At 41.5% G+C, this 12,126-nt stretch carries 13 protein-coding genes; all 13 read right to left on the bottom strand.

Annotation, left to right across the window (positions count from 1 at the left end):
• Positions 1-64: 64 nt before the first annotated feature.
• Positions 65-154, bottom strand: a complete 90-nt coding sequence (locus tag H7U01_RS02565) for a ComC/BlpC family leader-containing pheromone/bacteriocin (protein WP_141760019.1) — start codon at positions 152-154, stop codon at positions 65-67.
• A gap of 206 nt (positions 155-360) precedes the next feature.
• Complete coding sequence (locus H7U01_RS02560; protein ID WP_002891737.1) at positions 361-528, bottom strand: hypothetical protein; 168 nt, start codon at positions 526-528, stop codon at positions 361-363.
• 15 nt (positions 529-543) lie between these two features.
• On the bottom strand, positions 544-723 hold the full coding sequence (locus H7U01_RS02555) for a Blp family class II bacteriocin (RefSeq protein WP_002891738.1): 180 nt from the start codon (positions 721-723) through the stop codon (positions 544-546).
• 159 nt (positions 724-882) lie between these two features.
• A complete protein-coding gene (locus H7U01_RS02550) occupies positions 883-2,631 on the bottom strand; it encodes an ABC transporter ATP-binding protein (RefSeq protein ID WP_002891739.1) in 1,749 nt (582 codons plus the stop codon).
• Positions 2,621-4,381 (bottom strand): ABC transporter ATP-binding protein, encoded by a 1,761-nt coding sequence (locus H7U01_RS02545; protein ID WP_201041074.1) that lies wholly within the window; start codon positions 4,379-4,381, stop codon positions 2,621-2,623. Before H7U01_RS02545 ends, H7U01_RS02550 begins: the two co-directional genes overlap by 11 nt.
• A gap of 49 nt (positions 4,382-4,430) precedes the next feature.
• Positions 4,431-4,877, bottom strand: a complete 447-nt coding sequence (locus H7U01_RS02540) for a hypothetical protein (protein ID WP_227826983.1) — start codon at positions 4,875-4,877, stop codon at positions 4,431-4,433.
• Positions 4,878-4,979: 102 nt separating this feature from the next.
• On the bottom strand, positions 4,980-5,507 hold the full coding sequence (locus H7U01_RS02535; RefSeq protein WP_201041073.1) for a VanZ family protein: 528 nt from the start codon (positions 5,505-5,507) through the stop codon (positions 4,980-4,982).
• Position 5,508: 1 nt separating this feature from the next.
• A complete protein-coding gene (gene rlmN, locus H7U01_RS02530) occupies positions 5,509-6,618 on the bottom strand; it encodes a 23S rRNA (adenine(2503)-C(2))-methyltransferase RlmN (protein WP_096832658.1) in 1,110 nt (369 codons plus the stop codon).
• A 63-nt stretch (positions 6,619-6,681) separates the two neighbouring features.
• On the bottom strand, positions 6,682-7,410 hold the full coding sequence (locus tag H7U01_RS02525) for a YutD family protein (protein ID WP_002891743.1): 729 nt from the start codon (positions 7,408-7,410) through the stop codon (positions 6,682-6,684).
• A gap of 54 nt (positions 7,411-7,464) precedes the next feature.
• Positions 7,465-8,820: a bifunctional metallophosphatase/5'-nucleotidase gene (locus H7U01_RS02520; protein WP_201041072.1), complete on the bottom strand. Its 1,356-nt coding sequence runs from the start codon at positions 8,818-8,820 to the stop codon at positions 7,465-7,467.
• Between the two features lie 270 nt (positions 8,821-9,090).
• A complete protein-coding gene (locus H7U01_RS02515) occupies positions 9,091-9,321 on the bottom strand; it encodes a Blp family class II bacteriocin (RefSeq protein WP_013991130.1) in 231 nt (76 codons plus the stop codon).
• 365 nt (positions 9,322-9,686) lie between these two features.
• On the bottom strand, positions 9,687-11,030 hold the full coding sequence (locus H7U01_RS02510) for a DEAD/DEAH box helicase (RefSeq protein WP_201041071.1): 1,344 nt from the start codon (positions 11,028-11,030) through the stop codon (positions 9,687-9,689).
• 73 nt (positions 11,031-11,103) lie between these two features.
• The gene (gene mraY / locus H7U01_RS02505; RefSeq protein ID WP_014632644.1) at positions 11,104-12,126 is read right to left on the bottom strand and encodes a phospho-N-acetylmuramoyl-pentapeptide-transferase; all 1,023 of its coding nucleotides are present in this window, start codon (positions 12,124-12,126) and stop codon (positions 11,104-11,106) included.

Here is a 12,126-nt window from a genome sequence, read left to right as displayed (position 1 = left end):
GACATAATAGGCTTATCTAAAAAACTCATCACAGCCATGAAAGCCATCCCTAAAATATAACTTTTCAAATCAAACATAATCCATCACCACCTTCAACGTTTGCAAGTGCCTCGAGATCGAGTGTTTCAAAAGTGTTATTTGTTTGCCTTATCATTCTAACAACCTCCTAAACTATTTTTAGCTCTTTCTTTCAAGCTATGATTTTATTATAGGGTGATAGGCCACAAAAAAGTAGTGACATAAATGTCACTACTTTTTTCCGATTTCTTTTAGCTGATGTCAGAAAAACAATATCCATAAATATAATTTTTCAGTTGACACAACTTACCAATTCCTAGATGATTACTGACAGGAATCCACCTATTTTTTGAGTCGCTCCCATTTACTAAAAATCAAACTATAAGTGATTAATGCCAACCCTACCAAATTAATGATATGATGTACAAAATCTAAATTTCTAAAAAGGTTAGCAATGCCAAATCCTAAAAGGAAAATGGCTAATAAATACATTTTTTTATCTTTAAGCATAGGGTCACCTAAATATTAGCAGAATGTGGCATAACCAACTAAAGCTCCTCCCCAGTAACCTACTGGGCCTCCAGCTGATCCTACTAGAGCAGATCCGATTGTGCCGGCATAACACTTAACCCATCCGCCACCTTCAACGTTTGCAAGTGCCTCGAGATCGAGTGTTTCAAAATTGTTCATTGTTTGTGTTGTCATTCTAACAACCTCCTAAAATATTATTTTTTAGCTTTTTCTCTCAAGCTATGGTTTTATTATAAGTTGTAGGCCAACAAAAAAGTAGTGACATAAATGTCACTACTCGATTTTGATTTTTAAGAAATCTTTTCGAATATAAAATCTATGGTCTAGATTAGCTTACGCTCCTTCCATTGCACCTGCTTGTAGGCTGTACATCTTATGATAGGTACCACCAAGGGCTAGGAGTTCCTCGTGGCTACCGTGTTCGATGATGCGGCCCTTGTCTAAGACATAGATGCAGTTGGCATCTTGGATAGTCGATAGGCGGTGGGCAATGGCAATGGTTGTACGTCCTTGACGCATTTTTGCTAGAGAGTTTTGGACAATAGCCTCTGTCTCCGAATCAATATTGGCTGTCGCTTCATCCAAAATCAAGATTTTAGGCTGACTAGCAACGGTCCTAGCAAAGGCTAGAAGCTGACGTTGACCGGTTGAAAAACTTGAACCTCGTTCGGAAACTGGAGCTTCATAACCTTCTGGAAGTTTGTCGATAAAGTGGTTGGCATCCACAAACTCAGCAGCGGCTTTGATTTCTTCATCAGTTAAATCTTGATACATGGCAATATTGGATTTGATTGTACCATGATAGAGAAAGGGTTCCTGAAGGACAAGACCAATGTTCTTACGTAGCTCTGCCTGACTATAATCGCGAATATCCACACCGTCAAGAAGAACTCGTCCTGATTGGAACTCATAGAAACGCATAAAGACATTGATAATAGAGGATTTTCCGGAACCTGTAGAACCGACAAAGGCGATGGTTTCTCCTTTATTGACAGAGAAGGAAATACTATCTAAAATCTGGTGCTTGCCATCATAGGAGAAGGAGACATTTTCAAAGCGAATATTCCCCTCAGTAACCTTGGCATCTGTGCCTCTCTGCTCAGGTTCATAGGTGCGCTCGTCGATCAAGGCGAAGACCCGACCTGCTGAGACCATCGAGGTTTGCAAGGTTGAGAAGTTTTGTGTCACTTCAATCAAGGGATCAAAGAGGCGGTTAATGTACTGGATAAAGGCATACATGGTCCCCGCTGTGATGCCCAAATAGATACCTCGGTAGCCAAAGTAGGCCATGAGAACAGCATAGCCCAGGAGCTTCAGTAAACTCATGGCTGGGCGTAGAAAGAGAGAATCCAGTGACATGGAACGGCTGGCGTAAATCAGGTGTTCCTCATTAATGGCATCAAACTCTTTTTTGAGGCGTTTCTCTTGGTTAAAGGCCTGAATGATGCGAATCCCTTCGATACTCTCTGACAGTTTGGCATTTATATCTGAAAGCAAGGCTCTGGTCTTTTCAATGATGACCACTGATTTTTTGCGGTAGAGATTAACCAAAAGAACAATCAGAGGAAGAAAGAGCACAATAAGCCCGGTCAGACGAATGTCCAAGATCATCATGGTGTAAAGGGTGGTAACAAATATAAAGATAGCCGAAATAAAGCTAGACAGAATCCCTGAGAACATCTCACTAATAGTCTCTGTATCATTGGTCAAGCGGGAAACGATAGAGCCTGCTGGAGTTTTGTCAAAGTAAGACATGCCTAGTTTCTCCATATTGGCAAAGGCATCTCGGCGAATATCCCTGACAATGCTGTAGGACACACGCGCAAAAAAGAGATTTCCCAAATACTGAACTAGTGTCTGCAAAAGATAAAGACCATAGTAACCAATCAGAATTAAACTTGCCGCCTGATTCATATCATGAAGATAGTGGTCAATAAAATAAGAGGCCACAAGGGGAATAATACTCTTGATAACCGTTGTGGACAAGAGGAAGGCTAAAGCTAGAAAGGTCAAGAATTTGTAAGGCTTGAGATAGGTCAAGAGACGCTTAAACACAGACCATTGGTTTTGATTAGGCATCATCTTCTTCTCCTCCTTCCATTTCTAACTGTTGAGACTCATAGGTCTTGGCATACCAACCACCCTGAGCTAGCAAATCCTCATGACGGCCACGTTCAATGATACGACCATCCTGCATGACTAAGATAAGGTCAGCGTGCACCACCGCACTCAGACGATGGGCGGTAATGATAGTTGTCTTGTCCTTGCGGGTATGTTTGAGATTGTCAATAATAGCATATTCTGTCTTGGCATCAACCGCAGATAGGGAGTCGTCCAAAATCAAAATATCTGGATCCAAAATCATGGCCCGACTCATGGCCAGACGTTGTTTTTGACCGCCTGATAGGCTGACACCCTTTTCACCAATGATTGTTTCAAAGCCTTCAGGCATATCCTTGATGTCATCATAAACTTGAGCTAACTTAGTCGCTTCTTCTACCTTGTCAAAGGAGAGATCCGGATTACCAAAGCAGATATTGTCTAAAATGGAGCTGGCAAAGAGAAACTGGTCTTGAGGAACATAGCCCATCAAGCTACGCAAGTCTGATAGGCGATAATCTCGGATGTTATGACCATTCAAATAGATGGCTCCTTGATTAACATCGTGCTCCCGCAAGAGCAACTTGACAAGGGCCGTCTTTCCTGAGCCAGTCTGTCCAACCAAACCAAGGGTTTGCCCCTTGTCCAAGGTGAAATGAATATCTCTCAAAGTATCCTCATCCTCAAAGGCAAAGCGGTCAATCGCATATTCTAAGCGACCATTTTCAATACTTGGGAGAGGGTGCGCAGGATCTTGAACATCTGATTCCTGCTCCAGAAGATTTTCAATACGTTGGTAGGACACATTTCCTCTCTGTGTGATATTAAAGAGGAAGCCAATGGCCATTAGAGGCCAAACCAGCATGTCCAAATAGGTAATGAAGGTTACCAAATTTCCGACCGTTATCTGACCAGCCTGAATCATAAAGGCACCGACAAGAAGGGTCAAAACATAGGATGAGCCAACAAAGAGTAAGACCAAAGGATCAAAAAGGCTATCATACTTCATGGTATGCATATTCTTTTTAAAGGTCATCTTATTGGTCTCTTGGAAGGACTGAAGCTCAGCCTCCTGATAGCCAAAAGACTTGGTTACCTTGATACCTGATACCGACTCTTGGACCTTATTATTAAGTTCTGAAAAGGCTGCCTGGGATTCTCCAAAAGCTTTATGGGTCTTGCGTCCTAAACGACTAGTCGCAAAAGCCATGAAGGGGAGGGGTAAGACAGCCACCAGTGTCATCTGCCAGGAAATGCTGAAAAACATGGTGATTAGGGTTACCAAGGCTGTGATAGAGGCATCCACGGCTGACATGACGCCCCCGCCAGCCAAGCGGGTTAAAGAGTTGATATCATTGGTTGCATGGGCCATGAGGTCCCCAGTTCGGTACTTTTGATAAAAAGAAGGCGACATCTTAGTAAAATGCTCAAAAAGGCGTGAACGCATAATCTGGCCTAAGCGATAAGAAGTCGCCAAGATATACATGCGCCAAACATAGCGCAAATAGTACATCCCCAGAGCTGCCAAAAGCAAATATACGAGATTCAGAAGCAAGATCTGATTGGTCAATTTTCCCGATGTAATAGCATCAATGACCCGCCCCATAACCATAGGAGGAATCAGATTGAGTACCGAAACCAGACTCAGTGCCAAAATCCCGACAATATACCGGCGTTTTTCTAACTTGAAAAACCACCAAAGTTTTGCAATGATTGATTCTTTAAAAAACAAGTGATTCCCCCTATCCTTACAAACGAGTGATTATAATTCTAACAAAAGGTTATTTCCAATAGCGATAAATTGTACCATCTTCTAACTGAAAGTAACCAATATAAGTCAATTTCCCAAAATCAGTAGACTCTGGCAATTGATAAGCAAAGGAGTCAAAATTATAGACCTTGTGCCCATCGTCAATAGAGTAGCTATCCTTATCGTGGATAACTGATTCGTCCTTCTTGGGGTTCCAAATGCGTCTGATTTCATCAGATGTCTTATACTCTCTGACAAAATTGAACAATTCAAAGTTAGTTGCCTCACTGAGATAGCGACCATCGGTGTTGTAGTTGGCTAATTGAGGCTCTATCTTAGACTCAGAATAATTCCAAACCTGTCCTCTTTCTCGCATGATATCGGCATCACGGCCACTTTGATAAGCATCTGCTTTAACCATTGGCATTGTTGCTCCTAGTGTCAATACGGTGACTACTGTCATCATTAAGTGTTTCATTGTTTCTCCAAAAGTGTTTATTCATTTTTCCCTCTTTTGAATGTGTTGTATTTGTATGATAGAAAATAAGTGAAACCTGAGACGCGTAAGCTCCCAGGTTTTTTACTCTTTAAAATGCGTTTGAATCAGTTTTACAAGGAGGCGGTAGACACCTAGTGCCACCAAACCTCCCAAAGTATTGGTCCATAAATCATCTAACTCAAAGACACGATTAGCATCAATGAGAAGGTCTAGAATGACTTGTCCAAGCTCAATCGTCAAAGACATGATAAACGTGGCTAAAAGGACCTTTTGCCAAGACCTGAATCTGGGGTACAAGGCTAAAAGTCCTAAAATCAGCGGACTCAGCAAGAAAATGTTGGTCACATTTTGCCCAAGCACAAAGACAATCTCTTTAAGACTATCCAACTGATAAAAGTTAGTCAAACTATTGAATGGGGTCAATAGGACCACTACACGACCAAAATGTTGAATACCAGGGGTTTCAACACCTTCAACTAGCCCGTACTGGGGTGTCCAACATAGGAGCACTAAACAAAGGAGATAAGCACAGACCAAAACTTGGCTTAGCTTTCTTCCTTTTGGTGTTAATTCTCCGTCCTTATCTACCCAAGTCTTAAGCTGAAACATCTTACTTACCTTCTGATTTACCAGAAGCTTCTGCTACAGCCTTTTGACGGTCACGTTTCATGGTGTTTGAACGCAATTGTCCACAAGCAGCATCGATATCTGTACCGTGTTCTTGACGAACGACACAGTTAACCCCGTTTTTCTTGAGCACATCGTAGAAGGCCGCCACACGTTCCTTGGTTGAACGACTATATTGGTCGTGCTCTGATACTGGGTTATATGGAATCAAGTTGATGTATGACAACTTACGGATTTTCTTAGTCAAATCAGCCAACTCTTGAGCGTTTTCAGGGTGGTCATTGACCTCATTAAGCATGATGTACTCAAAAGTTACACGACGGTTGGTTGTCTGGATGTAATACTCGATCGCTTCAAAGAGTTTTTCAAGTGGGAATGAGCGGTTAATACGCATGATGCTTGAACGAAGGTCATTGTTAGGCGCGTGAAGTGATACGGCAAGGTTAACTTGAACACCTTCGTTAGCAAATTCCTTAATTTTTGGTGCCAAACCAGATGTTGACACTGTAATGTGACGCGCTCCAATAGCAAGACCATTGTCATTGTTAATAGTACGCAAGAAACGAAGCACATTGTCATAGTTATCAAATGGCTCACCGATACCCATAACAACCACGTGGCTGACACGTTCACCATCGCCACGGTCATCAAAATATTTTTGTACCAACATGATTTGTGCCACAATCTCACCAGCAGTCAAGTCACGTTGTTTCTTAATCAAACCACTGGCACAGAAAGTACAACCGATGTTACATCCAACCTGAGTTGTCACACAGACAGACAAACCGTAGTGTTGACGCATCAAAACAGTCTCAATCAACATACCATCTGGCAATTCAAAAAGATACTTAACTGTACCATCTTTAGATTCTTGAACGATACGTTGTTTCAATGGGTTTACGCAGAAATTCTCATTCAACTTGGCAATGAAATCTTTAGAAATGTTGGTCATTTCTTCGAAAGACTGCACACGCTTCTTGTAGAGCCAATCCCAAATTTGAGTCGCACGGAATTTCTTTTCACCGTGTTCCATAGCCCAGTCGATCAACTCATCACGAGTAAGACCATAAATAGAAGGTTTGTAGCCTTCCATATCCTCTAACTTCTGACGTTTACGGCGTTCTGGTTTTGCTTGTGTTGTTACTTCTGACATAGTTTAATTTCCTTTTTTTCTGATTGTAAAATGCTGACCATCTGACTTGGTCTGGCTTTGTTTCTTCGATGGGGTGTTTTGACCTTTAGATTTTGGAGCTTGCTTCTGACTCTTCTTGAAGTTAGACTTACGCTCACGGCCACCGTCCTCGGATCTAGATTTAAACTTAGGACGACGCTTGATTTTCTCAAAGTTTGGGCCCTCTTGATCCCTATCTCTTCGTTTGGACTTGTCTGGCTTTTGCTTAGCAGAAGCTTTTTGCCCCTTATTCTTTTGAGAAGCATTGTGCTCTCTATCTCTAGATTCCTGAGAAGAATGACGACGATTATTAGAACGACGGCGCTTGCGACGAGGCTCAGTCTCCTCTTCAAAGACGATTAACTGTGGCTCTTCATTTTTCAAAATAAAGTAGGCACAACCAAAGGCACAGTATTCACGTAAATACTCTGACAATCGGCTAATGCGGTCTGTCTTACGCGTATTAGGGCGCTCGTCCTCGTAAAATCCCTTAAGGCGAAGCTGGTCATTAGACCAGTCCCCAACAATATAATCATACTTGAGCATGATTTCAGAAAAACGTTGCCCAAAGCGGGTAGCATCTAAAGCATCCTTGTGATTTTCAAGAACCGTAAACTGACAGGCATCTGATTTCAGAAGGTCAGCCACATACACAAAGTCTGGCCCTGGATATTTATTATAATTAAACATTTCTGGCAAGATTTCTTTACGCATGTGCCATCCTTTCTGCTCTCTCTTATTTTCTACCCTGATGCTGTAATAATGTCTCTATATCTTATCCCAATTGGCACCATTTTTTCCTAAATACTTGGCCACAAGTTCCCTTAACAAATCCGGAAAAAGAAGAGTGACCTCCTTTTCCTTGATTGTAGGGAAGTAAGAAGCAAAGTAGTACTGGTCCACAAGGACTAAACTAAACTTCTCATTGGAATCTACAACCCTTCTATTATACAACAAATTACCGTTTTTGTAAGCAAAATTCCCCGTGATTACTTCACCAAATGTCTTCCCTCTAAATCCCATACCTTTAATAGCTTGGTTTTTAAGGAGTTCAGCCTTGGTAAAAACTTCACGACAGATTTCCTTGAGTTCTTGTCCTGTCACGACTAGACGTGCCATCCGCATCTGATGGGGAAGGGCTTCTTGAAGGTCTGCCATGGTCACTTGTGGACCCAGCGTTTTCATGATAAGACCTGTATTTAAAAGCGTTAACTGGCTATCGGTCTCCTGACAAACAGCTTGTAAAACCAATTGACAGGTCTCATCAAAATCTAGTTCTCGACCTAGATTAGCTACTTTTTTCTGAGCTAAACGACGATGGCCTTCCTCACGCATTGCCTTGATAAAGGTTTCGTCCTCCTTGTCTAAATCCAAGATATAGGAATTGGTGGGGATAGCCTCAATCTGACACTCTATCAATTGTTCATTTTCCACAGTAAGATCAATACAGCCGATATAATAACCATACCTATCTGCAGCCGCCAAATAGGTTTCATTGACTAATTTTCCCTCTTCAAAAAGGTGATGCGTGTGGCTCCCGATGACAAGGTTTACCTTCGGATAATTCTCTGCAATCTGCTCATCATAACGAACACCTAGATGACTAAGAACGACGACTATGTCTGCATCCTTTACCTCAGGGCGAGCCAAATCCTCTTCCAACCGAGCCATAGGCTCTAACACCTGCCAACCGTTAGGAGCATAGGTGATGTAATATGGGAAGGTATAGGCCAAGAAAGCCATGTTTGTACCTGCTTTAGTTTTATGGATAAGATAGGGCTTGGCCCATTCAGGCTGTCGCCCCTTATCCTTGAGATTTCCTATAATTGGCTGAAACTTGGCTTGCTCATAAAGATAGTCTAGCTCATCCTTAGCCAGACCAATCCCCTCGTTATTTCCAATAGTCGCATAGTCTATCCCCAGCTCATTCATCAGGGCTACATTAAAACGCCCAGCTGTCGCATCAGATAGGGGATGGGACTTATCCACATTATCCCCAAGATCTACCTTAATCAACTCCCTATCCGTCTGACTCAAATCATCCACAGCTCGCTTGAGTTGTGGATACTGTTCAAAATGAGAGTGTAAATCATTAATATGAAGAATTCGAATCGTGTCTTTCATGACTCCTATTGTAGCACTTTTGCTATAAAAAAACTTGACAATCAATCTGCCAAGCCTTTAACTATTTTTCAAACAGGAAGGTATTCCTAGTTAACTTTCTTTTTAACATATTCTTCTGCCAGATGATAGACGTCATCTGCTAGGGATATACTGACATAGATGCACACAATTGAGAAAATTTCTCCTCTAAAGTGTTGCCAAGCAAAGAATATAAGCCCATAAATTAGGAGGGCAAGTACTATTTGGCCAAAAAATTGACCCAGTAATCGCCTAATAACGACAAGTAAGGCCATAAGTAATCCCACCTTTAATACCATAACCAATACCCTTTAAGGCTGCACCTTGCCAAGTACCTGTTTGAATACCACCTTTAACGGCTCCTCCAACAGCCCCGACACCTACGGCAGCTGTAGCTCCCCAAAAACTACATGCTCCCCCCTTAACAGTAGAAAGATCTTCGGAATTAAGTGAGTTAAAATTGTTAATGATTTGTGTTGTCATTAAAACAACCTCCTTTAAAATATTTTGTTCTACCCTTTTCTCAAAAGGTATGATTTTATTATAGGTAGAAAGCCAACAAAAAAGTAGTGACATTTATGTCACTACTGGATTTTTGAGAGTTGATTCAACTAGTTACCTCAAACTTACAAATTATTTTACTTTAAACGGAAAGCTTCTTAAAAATAGCTGTGATAAAACTATTTAAAATCTGTCATAGTTTCAGTTTTTAAGAAATACTTATTTATTTTTCCAGCATATACTGAGACTTTCCAAAAAGTTTGATAATAATCAAAAAAGCTGAAACACTTTGGTTTCAACCTCTTGAATTTTTAAATTAAAATTTGCTTTCACCTAGAATCCAATGTTTAGAAACTCTGCTTCTTAGCTTTACGTTCAGCACGTCCCTTAGCACGGTTAGCTGTACGACGCTCACGTTTGCGTTTTTCGTCAACTTTCCACTGAATTTTCTTCTTGTAGCCAGGCTTGATTTTTTTCTTTTTCTTCTTAACCAAACCAATCATTTCCGTATCAAGTTTTTGATAGGCTTTTTCACGATTGGCACGACGGTCGCGGTCATAGGTATCTTGAAACTCGCCGTCCTTATAGACTTTAGGTTCAAAGGTAATCCCCATCTTTTCAAGCTCACGAATATCTGAGTCGTCGCTTGGTTGATAGAGGGTGATGGCTGTTCCTGACAAGCCATTACGTCCAGTACGTCCTACACGGTGAACAAAGAAGGACAAGTCTTGAGGGATGGCATCATTGATTACATGGCTAACCCCTTCAATGTCAATCCCACGCGCCGCAAGGTCCGTCGCTACAATGTACTCAAAATCAAGCTTCTTGACTTGATTCATGATACGCTTACGTTCACGTGGCGGAATACCGCCGTGAATTTTGGCAACCTTAAGACCATTTGACACTAGGTAGCTATGCAAATCGTCAGCACGTTCCTTGGTATTGACGAAAATCATTGCCAAATATGGCTGCATGCCCTTAAGCATCTCAAGAATCTGCTCATTCTTGTTGCGACCCTTGGTAGATACCAACCAGTTATCAATGGTATCCGCAATAACTGTTGAAGTTTTGATTTGTTCCATGACTGGATTGGTCAAATACTTCTTCAAGAATGGTTGCAATTTTTGAGGAATGGTTGCTGAAAAGACCAAAATTTGAACTTCCTTAGGCAGACTTGCCGCAATCTTGTCTACAGTATCTAAGAATCCCATATCCATGGTCATATCAGCTTCGTCAACAACAAAGGTATGGGCCTTGTGAATAGCCAGGTCACCAGACTTAACCAGGTCATAAATACGCCCTGGTGTCCCGATAACAATATGAGGTTGTGCTACCTTTAGTTTCTCAATCTGACGTTGCTTGTCTGTACCACCCACATAGTTGACCACACGAATTTCAGTCTCAGAGTGTTTGGCAATTTGTTTTGTCGCTTGGTAAATTTGTGTCGCCAATTCACGTGATGGTGCTGTAATAACAACCTGAACATCGCCACTCTTTGGATTCAGTTTCTCAAAAATTGGCAAGAGGAAGGTATGTGTTTTCCCTGAACCCGTCTTTGATTCACCCACTAAATCACGACCTGAACGAACCACTGGAATCAACTTCTGTTGAACAGGTGTTGGCTCCTTAAACTTAATCTCGTCAAGAGCCTCCTGAATAAATGTTTTAAAATTAAAATCTTTAAATGACATGTTTATTTACTTCTTTTCTATCTAGTCTATCCCTATCATTATAACAAAAAAAGAGCATTTCTGCTCCTTTCATTTATTTCATAACGTTTCCAAGAACCATCCAAAGGGTAATGGCACTTGCAAGCGCTCCAACTGCCCAAAGGAAAGCATCAACCTTCCACTCTGACCATTTGTCTCCCTTACCTGAAAGACCACCCAATTCAAGGTGATGGTGGAATGGTGTCATACGGAAAATACGACGACCTTCTCCATACTTACGCTTAGTGTATTTGAAATAGCTGACCTGTAGCATGACAGAAGCTGTCTCAAAGACATAAACCACACCAATCAAGAGTAGGGTCCACTCTACACGTAAGGCAATAGAGATAACTGCAAGCATAGCTCCGAGTGACAAGGAACCAACATCTCCCATAAAGACCTTGGCTGGCTTGTGGTTAAAGACGAAGAAGCCAAGAAGAGCACCAATCATAGTGATAATGATGGTCAAGATAGCGAACTCACCCTTGACAAAAGCGATAATTCCATAGGCAATCAAGCTGATAACCACAGAGATAGAAGCTAAACCATCAATACCGTCTGTCAAGTTCACAGCATTTGAGAAACCAACAATCCAGAATAGGACAAAGAGAACATAAAAGACACCGAGGTGAATGGTTAATCCACCAATAGCTAGGCTATCTGTCCCACTAGGAAGTACGTGGATAAAGTAGAAAAGCAAACCCGCAATAATTTGCAAGGCCATCTTTTGCCAAGGTTTTAGTCCCTCATTGATTTGACGGAAAATCTTAAGGAAATCATCAAGGAAGCCGATGATTCCATAAATCAAAATCACAAAGAGAATCCCTACTGTAGCACCATAGGCTTGGTGGCCCTCGCTAAAGACGTGGAAGTTAAAAATCAAGCTAACCAAGATGGCAACCACTAGGAAGACTGTCCCTCCCATAGTTGGTGTTCCAGCCTTAGCCAAATGCTGCTTCACATCTTCATGCATTTGTTGGCCACCGATTTTCTTGATTTTGTAGTAAGTAATAAAGTGAGGCATGGCGAGCACCGTCAACACAAAGGCGGCCACACCTGCTATCAGACTCATAGTCAT

The sequence above is a fragment of the Streptococcus sp. 21.1 genome (assembly GCF_016648635.1).
Classification (GTDB): Bacteria; Bacillota; Bacilli; order Lactobacillales; family Streptococcaceae; genus Streptococcus.
Note: the sequence above shows the minus strand (reverse complement) of the source record. Positions and strands in the feature narration are given on the sequence as shown.